Raw genomic sequence first — 15,880 nt, forward strand, 5'->3', positions numbered from 1 at the left:
CGCCCGAGGGCCCCCACGCCGCAGCGTGGGGGCCCTCGTGGCGCTCGGCGCCGGGCTCAGTGCGTCTCGTCGACGTCCTTCGCGAGCGTGCCGAGGTACAGCTCGATCACCTTCGGGTCGTCGGCGAGCTCGCGGCCGGTGCCCGAGTAGGCGTTGCGGCCCTGGTCGAGCACGTAGCCGCGGTCGCAGATCTGCAGGCAGCGGCGGGCGTTCTGCTCGACCATGATCACCGAGACGCCGGCCTTGTTGATGCGGCGGGTGCGGATGAAGGTCTCGTCCTGGCGCACCGGCGAGAGGCCGGCCGACGGCTCGTCGAGCAGCAGCACCTTCGGGTCCATCATCAGCGCGCGAGCCATGGCGACCGACTGGCGCTCGCCGCCCGAGAGCGATCCGGCGCGCTGGCCGCGACGGTCGCCGAGCACGGGGAAGAGGTCGTAGATGTACTCGAGCCGCTCGGTGAAGGCCTTCGGGCGGAGGAACATGCCCATCTGCAGGTTCTCCTCGATGGTCAGCGACGGGAAGACGTTGTTCGTCTGCGGCACGAAGCCGACGCCGGCCTGCACGAGCTTGTTGGCCTTGAGGTTCGTGATGTCCTCGCCGCCGAGCGTGACGCTGCCCTCGTGGATCTTGACGAGGCCGAACAGGGCCTTGAGCAGCGTCGACTTGCCGGCGCCGTTCGGGCCGATGATGCCGATCAGCTCGCCGGGGTAGCAGACCAGGTCGCAGCCGTTGAGGATGTTGACGCCGGGCAGGTAGCCGGCCACGAGGCCGCTGGCGTTCATGATCGGCTCGGTGCCGGCGAACTTCTCCGTGCCGGGGTGCATCTCCGTCGTCGAGGCGCTCATGCCCTGTCTCCGCTCTGCTGGTCGTCGGCCGCGTTCGTCGCGGTGGGGGTGGAGGGGTCGGGCGAGCCCGGCAGGTCGCGCCCGGCGACGCCGCCCGCGGTGGTGGTCGAGGAGGCGCGGGTCGGGTCGCCCTCGCGGGCCGCGTCCTCCGCCGCCACCTCCTCCTCGATCTGGTCGAACGCCTCGTCGGTGAGCAGCGAGTCGTCGCCGAGGTCGGTGTCGTGGTGCGCGCCGAGGTAGGCGTCGATGACGGCCTGGTCGTCCATGACGGTGTCGGCCGGGCCCTCGGCCACGACCTTGCCCTCGGCCATGACGATCACCCAGTCGGAGATGTGCCGCACCATGTGCATGTCGTGCTCGACGAAGAGCACGGTCGTGCCGTCGTCGCGCAGCGACTGGATGTGGCCGAGCAGCGACTGCGTCAGCGCCGGGTTCACGCCGGCCATCGGCTCGTCGAGCATGATCATCTCGGGGTCGCTCATCAGGGCGCGGGCCATCTCGAGCAGCTTCCGCTGGCCGCCGGAGAGGCTGCCGGCGTAGTCGTCCTTCTTCTCGAGCAGCTTGAAGCGCGCGAGCAGCTCCTCGGCTTTGACGGTGATCTCGCGCTCGCGGGCCTTCCACAGCGGGGGCACGATGCCGACGAAGAAGTTCTCGCCCGGCTGATCGCGGGCGCCCAGCAGCATGTTCTCCATCACGGTGAGGCGCGAGAGCGCCTTCGTCAGCTGGAAGGTGCGCACCATGCCGGCACGGGCCACCTTGGCCGCGCCGACGTTGCCCATCGGCTTGCCGTCGAAGACCCACTTGGCCGTGCCCTCGCCGCGCTTGAACGCGGTCGGGGCGGAGGACGCCTTGTCGAAGCCGGTGAGCAGGTTGAAGAACGTCGTCTTGCCGGCGCCGTTGGGGCCGATCAGGGCGGTGATCGCGCCGCGCTGCACCTCGACGTGCCCCACGTCGACGGCGGTCATGCCGCCGAAGCGGCGCACGACGTTGTCGACGGTGAGGATGGGGTCGGGCTTCGACGAGCCGGGCGTGCGCCCCACGGTCGTGAGCTTCTGGCGCAGCACGGTGCGGTCGTAGTCGTAGCCGGGCTTGCGGTCCCGGCCCGAGGGCGCTCCGGCCGTGCCGGTGGTCGTGGTCTCAGACACTGAACGACAGCTCCTTCTTGTTGCCGAGGATTCCCTGCGGTCGGAAGATGATCAGGCACATCAGGGCGACGCCGACGAGCACGTACGAGAACTGGTCGGCCTGCTGGTTGCTCATGATGCTCGCGGGGATGAAGTCGCCGGCCAGGGTGCGGATGAGCAGGCGGACGACGAAGAACAGGATCGCGCCGAGCACCGGGCCGAAGACCGTGGCCGCGCCGCCGAGCAGGAGCGCCGTCCAGATGAAGAACGTCGTCGAGCGGCCGAGGGCGTCGGGCTGCACCGACGAGGGCAGCACGTAGATGATGCCCGCCAGCGAGCCGATCACGCCGCCGAAGACGAGCGCCTGCATCTTGTACGAGAAGACGTTCTTGCCGAGGCTGCGCACGGCGTCCTCGTCCTCGCGGATGCCCTTGAGTACGCGGCCCCAGGGGCTGCGGCTGAGCAGGAACACGATGACGCAGAGCAGGGCCACGAGCGCCCAGGCCACGATGCGGATCCACCAGCCGTTGACGCCGTTGTTGTCGTACGTGAACCACAGCACGGTGGTCTGACCGTCGGGCAGGGGGGAGAGCGCCGTGAAGGGGTCACGGTACGACGAGCCGGTGATGCCGTTCGAGCCACCGGTCACGTCGGTGAGGATGCTCGACCGGCCGACCATGCGGATGATCTCCGCCGCGCAGATGGTCACGATGGCGAGGTAGTCGCCCCTCAGCTTCAGCGTCGGGACGCCGAGGATGAGCGCGAAGACGAGGCCGCAGGCCATGCCGATCAGCACCGCGAGCCCGAGGGGCAGGCCGCTGGTCAGCGAGATCGCGAAGCCGTAGGCGCCGAGCAGCAGGAACGCCGCCTGGCCCATGTTGATGAGTCCGGTGAAGCCGAAGTGGATGTTGAGGCCGATCGCGGCGATCGCGAACGCGGCCGTGGTCGGGGCGAGCGCCTCGCCGGTGAGCTGGCGGATGAGGTCGATGACGTAGTCCATGTGTTGTCCCCTTAACCGATCCGCTCGGCGCGACCGAAGATGCCCTGCGGACGGAACAGCAGGATCACGATCAGGATCAGCAGCGCGGTGGCGTACTTGAAGTCACCCGGCAGCACCAGGTTGGTCAGCTCGACGATGACGCCGATGATGAGCGAGCCGGCCAGGGCGCCGAAGGAGGTGCCGAGCCCGCCGAGCGTGACCGCCGCGAACATGAGCAGCAGGATCTGCAGGCCGGTCATCCAGTTGACGCCGTTGAGCACGAGGCCGAGCATGACGCCCGAGAGGCCGGCGAGGCCCGCCGCGACCGTCCACACGAGGCGGATGATGCGGTCGACGTCGATGCCCGACGCCGCCGCGAGGGCGGGGTTGTCGGAGACGGCGCGGGTGGCGCGGCCGGTGCGGGTCTTCGTGAGGAAGAGGCCGGTGAGCACGAGCACGATCACCGAGATGCCCATGGCGACGTACGACTGCACCGTGAGCGTGACGCCCGCGAAGGTGACCGTGGTCGGGTTGGCCGTCTGGATGCGGACGGTCGCGGCGCCGAAGAAGTACTGGAACGCGTACTGCAGGGCGATCGACAGGCCGATCGTGACGATCATGAGCTGGGTGAGGCTGAGGCCCCGCCGTCGGAGCGGCTTCCAGATCGCCCAGTCCTGGATGAACCCGGTGGCCGCGCAGAGGATCACCGTGATCGTCGCCGCCAGGAAGATGTTCATGCCGAGCTGGTTGGCGAAGACGTACGCGAGCAGCCCGCCGAGGGTCACCTGCTCGCCGTGCGAGAAGCTGCTGAGGCCGGTGGTGCCGTAGATCAGCGAGAGGCCGATCGCGGCGAGGGCGAGCAGCAGGCCGAGGCGGATGCCCGAGGCGAACTGCTGCGCGAGGCGGTCCCAGTTGAAGGAGGAGGCGGCGGCGCCGGAGACCTCGCCCTCGGTCTGGGTGAGCTGGAAGATCACGCTCTTGTTGGCGCCGAGCGTCGCGTCGACGCTGCGCTCGGTCTCGGCGTTGCGGAGGAACTGCCCGTCGGGCAGCGACTCCTCGTCGAGCTGGACGGCGTACTCGCCGGCTTCGGTGACGGGGACGGCCCAGCGGCCGGTGCCGTCGACCTCGGCCGTGCCCTCGAAGCCGCCGGGGCCCGTGACGTCGACGACGACGCCGGTGGCCGGCTCGCCGTCGGAGGTCCTGATGCTGCCCTGGATGCAGCCCGTGCTCGCGTCGGCCTGGCACGAGGCCGTGGCCCCGCCCTGCGCGTGGGCGGCCGAGGGAGCCAGGGTCACCGAGACGAACGCGCCGGCGAGGCCGAGCAGCAGAGCGAGGACGGTGACGATCAGGGCAGGGCGGAGCGGAGCTCTGCCTGCGATGGTCGTGTCGGGTTTCACGGGACCTCCTGGACAGGTGCCAGTCGGGGCGATGCCCCGGGTGCCGCTGGCGACCGTCGTTGGTGACGCTACTTTCGCTGTGTGTCGGCCGTGTTTCGTGCAGGACACAGGCCAATGACGACAATTCGTTACGAAATAGCGACATCGACGCACGAGAGCGTCCTCCGAGGGCGGAATTCAGGAGGCACGGGGCGGCTTAACATGGAGCACCGGAGTCGACGGCGATCCGGTGCCACCGACCACCTCATCTCGCTCCTTCGAAGGGGACTCATGGACCAGCCGGATCCGTTCGGATTCATCGGACTCACGTACGACGACGTCATGCTCCTCCCCGGGCGCACCGACGTGATCCCGAGCGAGGCCGACACCTCGTCCCGCCTCACGAAGCGCATCCGCGTCGCCGTCCCCCTCCTCTCCGCCGCGATGGACACCGTGACCGAGTCGCGCATGGCCATCGCCATGGCGCGCCAGGGCGGCATCGGCATCATCCACCGCAACCTCTCGATCGCCGACCAGGCGGCCCACGTCGACAAGGTCAAGCGCAGCGAGTCGGGCATGATCACCAACCCGGTGACCACCACCCCCGACGCCACCGTGGCCGAGGTCGACGCCCTCTGCGGCCAGTTCCGCGTCTCCGGCCTGCCGGTCGTCGAGGAGGACGGCACGCTCGTCGGCATCATCACCAACCGCGACATGCGCTTCGTCTCGCCCTTCGAGATGCAGACCACGCTCGTCCGCGACGTCATGACGAAGGCCCCCCTCGTGACGGCCCCCGAGGGCGTCGACCCCGACTCGGCGATCGCGATCTTCGCCCAGCACAAGATCGAGAAGCTGCCCCTGGTCGACGAGGCGGGCAAGCTCCGCGGCCTCATCACCGTCAAGGACTTCGACAAGAGCGAGAAGTACCCCGACGCCACGAAGGACGACGAGGGACGGCTCCGCGTCGGTGCCGCCATCGGCTTCTTCGGCGACGCGTGGGAGCGCGCGTGCGCCCTCCGCGACGCCGGCGTCGACGTCCTCGTGGTCGACACTGCCAACGGCGAGAGCGCCGGCGAGCTCGACATGATCAAGCGCATCAAGGCCGACCCGACCTTCGCCGCCGTCGACGTCATCGGCGGCAACGTCGCGACCCGCTCGGGCGCCGAGGCGCTCATCGAGGCCGGGGCCGACGCGATCAAGGTCGGCGTCGGGCCGGGCTCGATCTGCACGACCCGCGTCGTCTCCGGCGTCGGCGTGCCGCAGGTCACCGCCGTCTACGAGGCGTCGCTCGCGGCCCGCGAGGCCGGCGTGCCGGTCATCGCCGACGGCGGCCTCCAGTACTCGGGCGACATCGCGAAGGCGCTCGTCGCCGGCGCCGACACGGTCATGCTCGGCTCGCTGCTCGCCGGCTGCGACGAGAGCCCCGGCGACCTCGTCTTCGTCGCGGGCAAGCAGTTCAAGAAGTACCGGGGCATGGGCTCGCTCGGCGCCATGCAGACGCGCGGCAAGAACACGTCGTACTCGAAGGACAGGTACTTCCAGGCCGACGTCCCCAGCGACGACAAGCTCATCCCCGAGGGCGTCGAGGGCCAGGTGCCCTACCGCGGCGCGCTGAGCAACGTGGTCTACCAGCTCACCGGCGGCCTCCGTCAGTCGATGTTCTACGTCGGCGGCCGCACCGTCGACGAGCTGAAGATGAAGGGCAAGTTCGTCCGCATCACCGCGGCCGGCCTGAAGGAGAGCCACCCGCACGACCTGCAGATGGTCGTCGAGGCGCCCAACTACCGCCGCTAGCCCGCCGCCCTCGCCGACCCCGGGCGAGTTCGACCCGAGCGGGCGTCCCTGGACGCCCGCCCGGCTCGGACTCGCCCGTCGTCGTCCCGGGCGATCGTCCCTTCCCAGGGGGTGCGCGTGGCCCGTGGTCCCCGTGTGGGGCGCCGGGGGAGGAGCCGCCGCCTGCCCCGGACGATCCTGGGCGGATGCTCATCACCGTCCACCGCCCCGGACTCCTGCTCAGTCGCGACGTCTCCTCGCTCGGTCTCGACCCGGCGATGCTCCGACGGTCCCACGCCCGAGGCGCCCTCGTGCGGGTCCGCCGAGGGGCGTACGTCGAGACGTCGGTCTGGGCTGAGATGGGCGTGGAGGAGCGCCACGCGACCACCGCGGTGGCGGCGGCGGCCGCCTGCCGGTCGGACGTCGTCGTCAGCCATCTCTCCGCGGCCGTGCTGCACGGGCTCCCTGTCGTCGGCGCGCCCGGGGCCGCCGTGCACGTCCTCGTCCCGCCCGCGGGCGGAAGCCGCCGTGAACACGGCTTCGTCAAGCACGCCCGGGCCGTCGGCCGAGACGGGCTCGACGTCGTGCAGGGCGTGCTCGTGACGTCCGTGGCCACGACGCTGGTCGACGTCTGCCTCACCGAGACGTTCCTCCGCACCGTCGTGATGACGGACGATGCCCTGCGTCGACGTGTCGTCACGCCCGCCGAGCTCCTCGCGGACTTCGAGTCCCGAGGCACGATCCGCGGTGCTCGCCGGGTCGGAGCGGTCGTGGAGTTCGCCGATCCCCGCGCCGCGTCGCCCCTCGAGTCGGTCAGCCGGGTGGGCATCCGCCTCCTGGGGCTGCCCGACCCGGTCCTCCAGCACGTCCTCCGCGAGGAGGGTCGCCACGTCGCCACCCTCGACTTCTGGTGGGCGAGCGAGGGAGTGGCCGGCGAAGCCGACGGGACCGACAAGTACGTCGACGAGGGCATGGTGGCGGGGCGCTCGTCGAAGGAGGCGCTCCTCCACGAGAAGGACCGCGAGAACGCCGTGCGACGCCTTCCCGAGGTGAACGGCTTCGCCCGATGGGGATGGGACGACGCCCTCGACCTCGGTCGGCTCGCCGCGAGGCTGGCTTCGGCGGGTCTCGTCGTCCCCCGCCGACACGTTCCGGGCGAGTACGACCAACGGGGGCGAGCGTCGTAGACCGTCGGGGTCGGACTCGCCCGTGCTCCGAGGGTGCGGGTGGCGGGTGCCGGGGCCGGGCGCCGGGGCGGGCCGCGGGCCGCCGGGCTCGGTGCGGGGCGGCACCCGGTAGGGTGGCACGGTGACTGAGGTAGAGATCGGCGTCTCCAAGCGCGCGCGCCGCGCCTATGCGTTCGACGACATCGCGATCGTCCCGAGCCGGCGCACCCGCGACCCCCGAGACGTGTCGGTGAGCTGGTCGATCGACGCGTTCCAGTTCGACTCGCCGATCATCGCCGCGCCGATGGACTCCGTCGTCAGCCCCGAGACGGCCATCCGCATCGGCCAGCTCGGCGGCCTCGGCGTGCTCGATCTCGAGGGCGTCTGGACGAGGTACGACGACCCCGAGTCCGTCCTCGCCGAGATCCGCGACCTGCCGGAGGACGAGACCGTCGCCCGCATGCAGCAGATCTACGCCGAGCCGATCAAGCCCGAGCTCGTCACCGCGCGCATCGCCGAGATCCGCGCCGCCGGCGTCACGGTCGCCGGGTCGCTCAGCCCGCAGCGCACGCAGGAGCTCTACCAGACCGTCGTCGACGCCGGCGTCGACCTCTTCCTCATCCGCGGCACGACCGTCTCGGCCGAGCACGTGTCGAAGAGCACCGAGCCCCTGAACCTCAAGGAGTTCATCTACGAGCTGGACGTCCCCGTGATCGTGGGAGGCGCCTCCACGTACACGGCAGCGCTGCACCTCATGCGCACGGGCGCGGCCGGCGTCCTCGTCGGGTTCGGGGGCGGCGCTGCCTCGACGACCCGCGCCTCCCTCGGCATCCACGCTCCGATGGCCTCCGCGGTCGCCGACGTCGCGGGCGCTCGCCGTGACTACCTCGACGAGTCGGGCGGGCGCTACGTGCACGTCATCGCCGACGGCGGGCTCGGCACGTCGGGCGACATCGTCAAGGCCGTCGCCTGCGGCGCCGACGCCGTCATGCTCGGGGCCGCCCTCGCGCGCGCCACCGACGTGCCCGGTGGCGGCTACCACTGGGGCGCCGAGGCGCACCACCCCGAGCTGCCCCGCGGCCGTCGCGTGCACGTCGGCCAGGTCGGCCCGCTCGAGAAGATCCTCTACGGCCCGGCCTCCACGGTCGACGGCCAGGCCAACCTGGTCGGCGCCCTGCGCCGCGCGATGGCCACGACCGGCTACAGCGACCTCAAGGAGTTCCAGCGCAGCGAGGTCGTCGTGGCTCCCTACCAGCCGCACTAGACCTCGATCCGTCCCCAGCGGGGCGATCTCACGCACCGTTGTCAGGCTGACGGGCGTTGGATGGGCGATGAGGCGGGCTCAGGCCCGCGCCGATCCAACGATGGAGGCCCCGCATGGCTACGACCGCGTCCGCATCCCTCTCCTCGAAGCTCGGTCCGGAGGAACGGGCCGACGCCATCGAGGCGCTCAAGGAGAAAGAGCTGGACATCCTCGTGATCGGGGGTGGCATCGTCGGGGCGGGCTCCGCGCTCGACGCCGTGACCCGCGGCCTCAGCGTGGGCATCGTCGAGGCGCGAGACTGGGGCTCCGGCACGTCGAGCCGGTCGTCGAAGCTCGTGCACGGCGGCATCCGCTACCTCGAGCAGCTCAACTTCCGCCTCGTGCGCGAGGCGCTCATCGAGCGAGGCCTGCTGCTGCAGCGGCTCGCCCCGCACCTCGTCAAGCCCGTGCGCTTCCTCTACCCGCTGAGCAAGCCCGTGTACGAGCGCTTCTACATCGGCGCCGGCATGGCCCTCTACGACATCTTCAGCTGGACGGGCGGTCGCCCGCCCGGGGTGCCCCACCACCGCCACCTCAGCAAGACGCAGGTGCTCCGGGCCATCCCGAGCCTCTCGAAGGACGCCGTCGTCGGCGGCCTCACCTACTACGACGCCCAGGTCGACGACGCGCGCTACGTCTCGTCGCTCGTCCGCACGGCGTCGAGCTACGGTGCCCACGCGGCCAGCCGCGTCCGCGTCGAGGGCTTCGTGAAGGTCGGCGAGCGCGTCGTCGGGGTGAAGGCCCACGACTACCAGACCGGCGAGCACTTCGAGATCCGCGCCAAGCAGGTCGTCAACGCGACCGGCGTCTGGACGGACGACACGCAGGCGATGGTGGGGGAGCGCGGCCAGTTCAAGGTCCGGGCCTCCAAGGGCGTGCACCTGGTGGTGCCCCGCGACCGGATCCACTCCGACATGGGCATGATCTTCCGCACCGAGAAGAGCGTCCTGTTCGTCATCCCGTGGGGCCGCCACTGGCTCGTCGGCACGACCGACACCGACTGGGACCTCGACAAGGCGCACCCGGCCGCGACCGCCGCCGACATCGACTACATCCTCGAGCACGTCAACCGCGTCATGGCCGTCCCGCTCACGCGGGACGACGTCGAGGGCGTCTACGCCGGGCTCCGCCCGCTGCTGGCCGGCGAGTCCGACCAGACCTCGAAGCTGTCGCGCGAGCACATCGTGGCGCACACCGTGCCCGGTCTCGTCGTCGTCGCCGGCGGCAAGTGGACGACCTACCGCGTCATGGCGGAGGACGCCATCGACGAGGCCGTCGCCGCCCTCGACGGGCGCATCCCCGAGAGCACGACGATGGAGATCCCGCTGCTCGGCGCCGAGGGCTACCACGCGGCGTGGAACAAGCGCGGCAAGATCGCGAAGGCCTTCGGCGTGCACAAGGTCCGCATCGAGCACCTGCTGAACCGCTACGGCACGCTCACCGACGAGCTGCTCGACCTCATCCGCGAGCGGCCCGAGCTCGCCGAGCCGCTGCCCGGCGCCGACGACTACATCGCCGCCGAGGTCGTCTACGCGGCCAGCCACGAGAGCGCCCTGCACCTCGAGGACGTCCTGGCCCGTCGCACCCGCATCTCGATCGAGGCGTGGGACCGCGGCGAGTCCGCCGCGCCCGTGGCCGCCCGCCTCATGGCCGAGGTGCACGGCTGGTCCGACTCCGAGACCGAGGAGGAGGTCGGCAACTACCTCAAGCGCGTCGCCGCCGAGCGGGCCAGCCAGCTCGAGCCCGACGACGCCTCGGCCGACCGAGTGCGCCTCGAGGCGCCCGACATCACGTTCGGATTCGACGAGGACGACATGAAGGTGCCGGGCGCCGACCAGGGCGGCGCGCCGAAGCCGGGCGAGACGGTGGCGGAGCCGGCCGGCACGCCCGCCGACGAGCCGGCGCGCGCCAGCGAGCCGGGAGGCCGCGAGGGCTGAGCCGAGGGCGAGGCGGGGTCGCGACGCGACCAGGCTGCAGGAGGCGCGGTGCCCGTGGGGCGGGCACCGCGCCTCCTGCAGGTNGCGACGGAGCCCGCCGCTAGGCTGAGACGACTGCCCCCGATCCTCCTGGAGACCAACCATGGTTGACGTGCGTCGAGTCAAGCTCCCCGGCGTGGGTGTGCTGCACACCTTCATCACCGACGACGGCGGCAAGTGCGGCGTCATCACGCACCGCTCGGGCCACAGCGACCTGATCACCTTCAGCGACGACGCCGACGGGGCCGACGTCACGAAGGTCTCCCTGCGCCTCAGCGAAGACGAGGCGCACACCCTCGCCGAGCTGCTCGGCGGCACGCGCATCACCGAGTCGCTCTCCGCGCTCGACCAGATCCCCGGCCTCAGCATCGACTGGTTCACCGTCGACTACGACGACCACATCGCCGGGCAGCCGCTCGGCGACCTCGGCGCCAAGGGCGTCGTGGGCCTCACGGTCGTGGCCGTCGTCCGCGGCGACGCCGCGAATCCCGCTCCGTCGGGCGACTTCAAGGTGTTCCCGGGCGACACGCTCGTCGTCGCCGGGTCGCCGGAGAAGGTCGCGAAGGCCTTCTCCTGGTACCGCACGGGCACGTTCGGGCACCGCGCCCCGGTCGACTCGCCGCCCGGGAGCTGATCACCGGTGCACCTGGGTGAAGAGCTGATCGTCCTCGGCATCCTCCTCCTGCTCGCCTACGTGCTCGGGCGGCTCGGCAAGCTGATCGGCCTGCCGTCGATCCCGATCTACATGCTCGTCGGGCTGCTCGCCAGCACGAACACGGGCTGGTTCCCGCTCAGCTTCGACGCGCACAGCATCGAGCTGATCGCGATCTTCGGCCTGATCCTGCTGCTGTTCAACCTGGGCCTCGAGTTCGATCAAGACGAGTTCTTCTCGAACGCGGGCCGGCTGATCGTCTCCGGCGGCACCTACATCGCCGTCAACATGGGCGTCGGCCTGGCCTTCGGCTTCATGCTCGGCTGGGGCACCCGCGAGGCCCTGATCGTCGCGGGCATGACCGCGACGTCGTCGAGCGCGATCGTCACGAAGCTGCTCATCGAGCTGAACCGCCTGGCGAACCGCGAGACGCCGATGATCCTCGGCGTCACCGTCGTCGAGGACATCTTCATCGCGATCTACCTCGCCATCGTCTCCGTCGTGCTGAGCGGCGAGACCGACCCGGGGCCGGTGGTGCTCAAGCTCGGCATCGCCTTCGTCTTCCTCGTCGTGATGTTCAGCGTCGCGCGGTGGGGGGGCCGCGTCGTGTCGAAGCTGATGCGCACCCGCGACGACGAGCTGTTCACCGTGCTCTTCTTCGGGCTCGCCGTGCTCTTCGCGGGCCTCGGCGAGGTGCTGGGCGTCACCGACGCGATCGGCGCCTTCCTCATCGGCCTGATCATCGGGGCGACCAAGTACCGCAACCGGGTCGAGCAGTTCGCGCTGCCGATGCGCGACGTGTTCGGCGCCTTCTTCTTCCTCAACTTCGGGCTCGGTCTCGACCCGTCGCTCTTCCCGAGCGTGCTCGGCCCGGTGGCCGCGGCCGTCGGCATCACGATCGGCCTGAACCTCGTCGCGGGCCAGTTCGTCGCGTGGCTCAACAAGCTCGGGCCGCAGGCGGGGCTGAACACCTCGTTCATCCTGCAGAACCGCGGCGAGTTCGCGCTCATCCTCGCGACGCTCTCGGCGGGCGCCGGGCTGAACCCGCTGCTGCAGCCCTTCGCGGGCCTCTACGTGCTGATCATGGCCGTGATCGGTCCGCTGCTCGCCGCGAACTCCGAGCGCATCGGCGCCGTGCTCTTCCGGTCGCGACACCGGGCGGAGAAGGCCGCGGCGGAGGCGCGGCGCCAGCAGCGCGAGGGGCGTCACGCCGACGAGATCGCCCTGATGGAGGCGGCGCTCGCGGGCGAGGAGCCCGCCGACACGATCGCTCGCGACCCGGACCCCGACTCCGGCCTGTTCGACGACCCCGACCTCGACGACCCGCCGGTGCCCCGCCGTCGACGGACCGTGGTGGTCGACGAGCTCGACCACGCACGGCCGGTCGTGGACGAGCTCGACGTGGCGACCTCGCCGACCGGCGCCGCCGGCGGCGACGGCGGCGACGGCGGCGACGGCGCCCCTGACGGCGACCTCGACGACGACTCGGAGGTCGACGGCATGAGCGCGGCCGAGCGGGCGATGTGGGCCGAGCAGGCCGGGCAGCAGTCCGACCAGCGAGCGACGCGGCAGCGCGACCCCGAGTACTGAGCATCATGAGGGGTGCTGGCCGACGCGGAGCGCCGGGCTGAGCGCAGCGGACGCACAGCGGGGCCGTCGGGGGCCGACGGTACGATGGCCCTCGTGAGTCGCCTCGAGGTCCATCCCGTCACGAGCGCTCCCGACGGCTCCGACCTCCCCGACTCCATGTGGCAGGTGGCCCGTCGGCCGCGCTGGATCGCCATGCTCGCGCTCGCCCTCGTCATCGCGGGAATCTTCGCCTGGCTGGGCCACTGGCAGATCGAGCGCAGCATCGAGAGCGGCAAGGTCGTCAACCCCGAGACCGAGACCGTCAAGGTGCTCGCCGACACCGTCGAGCCGCAGTCTCCGTTCTTCGACCGCGTCGGCGGTCAGATGGTCAGTGTCACCGGCCAGTTCGACGCCGACGACTTCCGCGTCGTCAGCGACCGCGTCAACGACGGCGACCGGGGCTGGTGGCTGATCGGCCGCCTGGTCGACGACTCCGACGACGCCTCCGTGGCCGTCGCGGTCGGCTGGGCCCCCACCGAAGACGAGGCCGTCGCGGCCGAGGCTGCCGTGCCGGTCGGCTCCGACGTGTCGCTGGTCGGCCGGTACTCGCCGAGCGACGCGCCCTCCGACGGCGCCTACCAGGACGGCCGTGAGACGGTCGTCTCGGTCGCGGCGCTCGTCAACGAGTGGTCCGACTTCAGCGGCGACGTCTACGCCGGCTACGTCGTGGCCTCCGAGCCGTGGGGCGGCCTCGACGCCATCTACTCGCCCGCGCCCGTCGACGACGTGTCGCTGAACTGGCTGAACGTCTTCTACGCGATCGAGTGGGTCGTGTTCGCCGGCTTCGCCGTCTTCCTCTGGTTCCGTCTCGTCCGTGACGCGTTCGAGCGCGAGATCGACGAGGCGGAGGAGGCGCGGCTGGCGGCCGACGTCGCCGCCTGACCCGCTCCTCCCGCCTCCCCTCCCGACCCCCGGGTCGCCCGCCGCAGCGGCGCTCGACCCCCGTCCCGCCCCGAGTAGGATCGACCCCATGCCCTTGAAGCCCCGGCAACGCGACATCCCGAAGATCCCGGGTGCCGTGAAGTTCTACAAGATCTCCGCCTACGTCACGGGCGTGATGCTGCTGCTGCTCGTCTTCGAGATGGTGTTCAAGTACACGCCGCTGCAGCTCGAGATGCAGCTCGGAGGGCAGGGCGGCTTCCTCGTCCCGAAAGACAGCATCACCGAGGGCTTCAACCTCTCGACGGCCATCCTGATCGCCCACGGTTGGCTCTACGTCGTCTACCTCTTCGCCGACTTCCGCCTCTGGAGCCTGATGCGCTGGCCGTTCTCGCGGTTCATCATCATCGCGCTCGGCGGTGTCGTGCCCTTCCTCTCGTTCTTCGTCGAGAGCCACATGACCAAGCTGGCCCTGCGTGAGCACGCGGAGCTGGTCGCCGAGCCCACCCCGAAGACCCAGGGAGCCCCCGCGTGACAGAAGCCACCGAGACGGCGCAGAGCCCCGTCCTCGTCGTCGATTTCGGCGCGCAGTACGCGCAGCTGATCGCCCGACGGGTGCGTGAGGCCAACGTCTACTCCGAGATCGTGCCGCACACGATCACCGCCGCCGAGATCGCGGCCAAGAACCCGGTCGGCATCGTGCTGAGCGGTGGCCCGTCGAGCGTCTACGAAGAGGGCGCGCCCGCCCTCGACCCGGCCATCCTCGAGCTCGACGTGCCCGTGCTGGGCATCTGCTACGGCTTCCAGGCGATGGCGAAGGCCCTCGGCGGCGAGGTCGCGCAGACGGGCCAGCGCGAGTACGGCGCCACCGACGTGACCCTCGCCGCCGGTGAGAGCACCCTGCTCTCGGGGCAGCCGACCTCGCAGACGACGTGGATGAGCCACGGCGACTCCGTCTCGAAGGCCCCGGAGGGCTTCGACGTGCTCGCCTCGAGCGCCGCGACCCCCGTCGCCGCCTTCTCGAGCGACGCCCGCAAGCTCTACGGCGTGCAGTGGCACCCCGAGGTCAAGCACTCGTCGTTCGGCCAGGCCGTGCTCGAGAACTTCCTCCACCGCGCCGCCGGCATCCCCGCCGACTGGAACAGCGGCAACGTCATCGCCGAGCAGGTGGCCCGCATCCGCGAGCAGGTCGGCTCGTCGCGGGTGATCTGCGGCCTCTCCGGCGGCGTCGACTCGGCCGTCGCGGCCGCCCTCGTGCACGAGGCTGTCGGCGACCAGCTCGTCTGCGTCTTCGTCGACCACGGCCTGCTGCGTGCCGACGAGCGTCGCCAGGTCGAGGAGGACTACGTCGCCTCGACGGGCGTCCGCCTCGTGACGGTCGACGCGGAGCAGCAGTTCCTCGACGCCCTGGCCGGTGTCACCGACCCGGAGCAGAAGCGCAAGATCATCGGCCGCGAGTTCATCCGCAGCTTCGAGGGCGCCGCCGAGGCGCTCGTGCTCGAGGCTGCGGCCGAGGGCGACGCGACGGTGAAGTTCCTCGTGCAGGGCACGCTCTACCCCGACGTGGTCGAGAGCGGCGGCGGCACGGGCACGGCGAACATCAAGAGCCACCACAACGTGGGCGGCCTGCCGGAGGATCTGCAGTTCGAGCTCGTCGAGCCGCTGCGCACGCTCTTCAAGGACGAGGTGCGCGCCATCGGCCGCGAGCTCGGCCTGCCCGAGGTCATCGTCGGCCGTCAGCCCTTCCCCGGGCCCGGCCTCGGCATCCGCATCATCGGCGAGGTCACGCACGAGCGCCTCGAGCTGCTGCGGAAGGCCGACGCGATCGCCCGCGCCGAGCTCACCGCGGCCGGCCTCGACGAGGAGATCTGGCAGTGCCCGGTCGTGTTGCTCGCCGACGTCCGCTCGGTCGGCGTTCAGGGCGACGGCCGCACGTACGGTCACCCGATCGTGCTGCGCCCCGTCTCGTCCGAGGACGCCATGACGGCAGACTGGACGCGCCTGCCCTACGACGTGCTCGCCAAGATCTCGAACCGGATCACGAACGAGGTCGACGGCGTCAACCGAGTAGTTCTCGACGTCACCAGCAAGCCCCCGGGCACCATCGAATGGGAATGACCGGGGCGCTCTGAACGCGAAGCGTTCAGCCCCGGTCATTCCGGGGGCGCCCCCGCCCCC

13 protein-coding genes are annotated in these 15,880 nt (G+C 70.9%); 9 read left to right on the forward strand and 4 right to left on the reverse strand.

Translation table 11 applies throughout. The features are described 5' to 3' along the window. Positions 1 to 56: 56 nt before the first annotated feature. The 4 genes from IFT72_RS15465 to IFT72_RS15480 form a co-directional block, all read right to left on the reverse strand. Complete coding sequence (locus IFT72_RS15465; protein WP_370543627.1) at positions 57 to 824, reverse strand: ABC transporter ATP-binding protein; 768 nt, start codon at positions 822 to 824, stop codon at positions 57 to 59. Positions 825 to 841: 17 nt separating this feature from the next. After that, complete coding sequence (locus IFT72_RS15470) at positions 842 to 1,909, reverse strand: ABC transporter ATP-binding protein (RefSeq protein WP_167261366.1); 1,068 nt, start codon at positions 1,907 to 1,909, stop codon at positions 842 to 844. A gap of 73 nt (positions 1,910 to 1,982) precedes the next feature. Then, a complete protein-coding gene (locus IFT72_RS15475; RefSeq protein ID WP_056057285.1) occupies positions 1,983 to 2,969 on the reverse strand; it encodes a branched-chain amino acid ABC transporter permease in 987 nt (328 codons plus the stop codon). A gap of 11 nt (positions 2,970 to 2,980) precedes the next feature. Further along, on the reverse strand, positions 2,981 to 4,345 hold the full coding sequence (locus IFT72_RS15480; protein WP_235491277.1) for a branched-chain amino acid ABC transporter permease: 1,365 nt from the start codon (positions 4,343 to 4,345) through the stop codon (positions 2,981 to 2,983). A 270-nt stretch (positions 4,346 to 4,615) separates the two neighbouring features. Between IFT72_RS15480 and guaB the strand changes: the two genes are divergently transcribed. The 9 genes from guaB (at position 4,616) to guaA (ending at position 15,820) form a co-directional block, all read left to right on the forward strand. Then, positions 4,616 to 6,118: an IMP dehydrogenase gene (gene guaB / locus IFT72_RS15485; protein WP_185233842.1), complete on the forward strand. Its 1,503-nt coding sequence runs from the start codon at positions 4,616 to 4,618 to the stop codon at positions 6,116 to 6,118. A 185-nt stretch (positions 6,119 to 6,303) separates the two neighbouring features. Further along, positions 6,304 to 7,284, forward strand: coding sequence for a type IV toxin-antitoxin system AbiEi family antitoxin domain-containing protein (locus IFT72_RS15490; RefSeq protein WP_192047009.1), 981 nt, complete (start codon positions 6,304 to 6,306; stop codon positions 7,282 to 7,284). Positions 7,285 to 7,405: 121 nt separating this feature from the next. Beyond that, on the forward strand, positions 7,406 to 8,527 hold the full coding sequence (locus IFT72_RS15495) for a GuaB3 family IMP dehydrogenase-related protein (RefSeq protein ID WP_056057277.1): 1,122 nt from the start codon (positions 7,406 to 7,408) through the stop codon (positions 8,525 to 8,527). A 113-nt stretch (positions 8,528 to 8,640) separates the two neighbouring features. Next, positions 8,641 to 10,503, forward strand: a complete 1,863-nt coding sequence (locus tag IFT72_RS15500) for a glycerol-3-phosphate dehydrogenase/oxidase (protein ID WP_082514601.1) — start codon at positions 8,641 to 8,643, stop codon at positions 10,501 to 10,503. A 142-nt stretch (positions 10,504 to 10,645) separates the two neighbouring features. Next, positions 10,646 to 11,176 carry a cation:proton antiporter regulatory subunit gene (locus IFT72_RS15505; RefSeq protein ID WP_056057274.1) on the forward strand — a complete coding sequence of 177 codons (531 nt, stop codon included), beginning with the start codon at positions 10,646 to 10,648 and terminating at the stop codon, positions 11,174 to 11,176. 6 nt (positions 11,177 to 11,182) lie between these two features. Then, the gene (locus tag IFT72_RS15510) at positions 11,183 to 12,784 is read left to right on the forward strand and encodes a cation:proton antiporter (RefSeq protein ID WP_192047010.1); all 1,602 of its coding nucleotides are present in this window, start codon (positions 11,183 to 11,185) and stop codon (positions 12,782 to 12,784) included. A gap of 93 nt (positions 12,785 to 12,877) precedes the next feature. Further along, complete coding sequence (locus tag IFT72_RS15515) at positions 12,878 to 13,705, forward strand: SURF1 family cytochrome oxidase biogenesis protein (protein ID WP_192047011.1); 828 nt, start codon at positions 12,878 to 12,880, stop codon at positions 13,703 to 13,705. Between the two features lie 88 nt (positions 13,706 to 13,793). Further along, positions 13,794 to 14,237 (forward strand): DUF3817 domain-containing protein, encoded by a 444-nt coding sequence (locus tag IFT72_RS15520; protein ID WP_056057264.1) that lies wholly within the window; start codon positions 13,794 to 13,796, stop codon positions 14,235 to 14,237. Continuing rightward, positions 14,234 to 15,820, forward strand: a complete 1,587-nt coding sequence (gene guaA / locus IFT72_RS15525) for a glutamine-hydrolyzing GMP synthase (RefSeq protein WP_167260340.1) — start codon at positions 14,234 to 14,236, stop codon at positions 15,818 to 15,820. The genes IFT72_RS15520 and guaA overlap by 4 nt, the downstream gene beginning before the upstream one ends. Positions 15,821 to 15,880: the final 60 nt, after the last annotated feature.

This window comes from Frigoribacterium sp. CFBP 8754, assembly GCF_014841815.1.
Classification (GTDB): Bacteria; Actinomycetota; Actinomycetes; order Actinomycetales; family Microbacteriaceae; genus Frigoribacterium; species Frigoribacterium endophyticum.

Bases quoted from the DNA above. Each gene is read 5' to 3' on its own strand.
- IFT72_RS15500 (WP_082514601.1), top strand. From the start codon at position 8,641: ATGGCTACGACCGCGTCCGCATCCCTCTCCTCGAAGCTCGGTCCGGAG.
- guaB (WP_185233842.1), top strand. From the start codon at position 4,616: ATGGACCAGCCGGATCCGTTCGGATTCATCGGACTCACGTACGACGAC.
- IFT72_RS15490 (WP_192047009.1), top strand. From the start codon at position 6,304: ATGCTCATCACCGTCCACCGCCCCGGACTCCTGCTCAGTCGCGACGTC.
- IFT72_RS15505 (WP_056057274.1), top strand. From the start codon at position 10,646: ATGGTTGACGTGCGTCGAGTCAAGCTCCCCGGCGTGGGTGTGCTGCAC.
- IFT72_RS15520 (WP_056057264.1), top strand. From the start codon at position 13,794: ATGCCCTTGAAGCCCCGGCAACGCGACATCCCGAAGATCCCGGGTGCC.
- IFT72_RS15465 (WP_370543627.1), bottom strand. From the start codon at position 824: ATGCACCCCGGCACGGAGAAGTTCGCCGGCACCGAGCCGATCATGAAC.
- IFT72_RS15475 (WP_056057285.1), bottom strand. From the start codon at position 2,969: ATGGACTACGTCATCGACCTCATCCGCCAGCTCACCGGCGAGGCGCTC.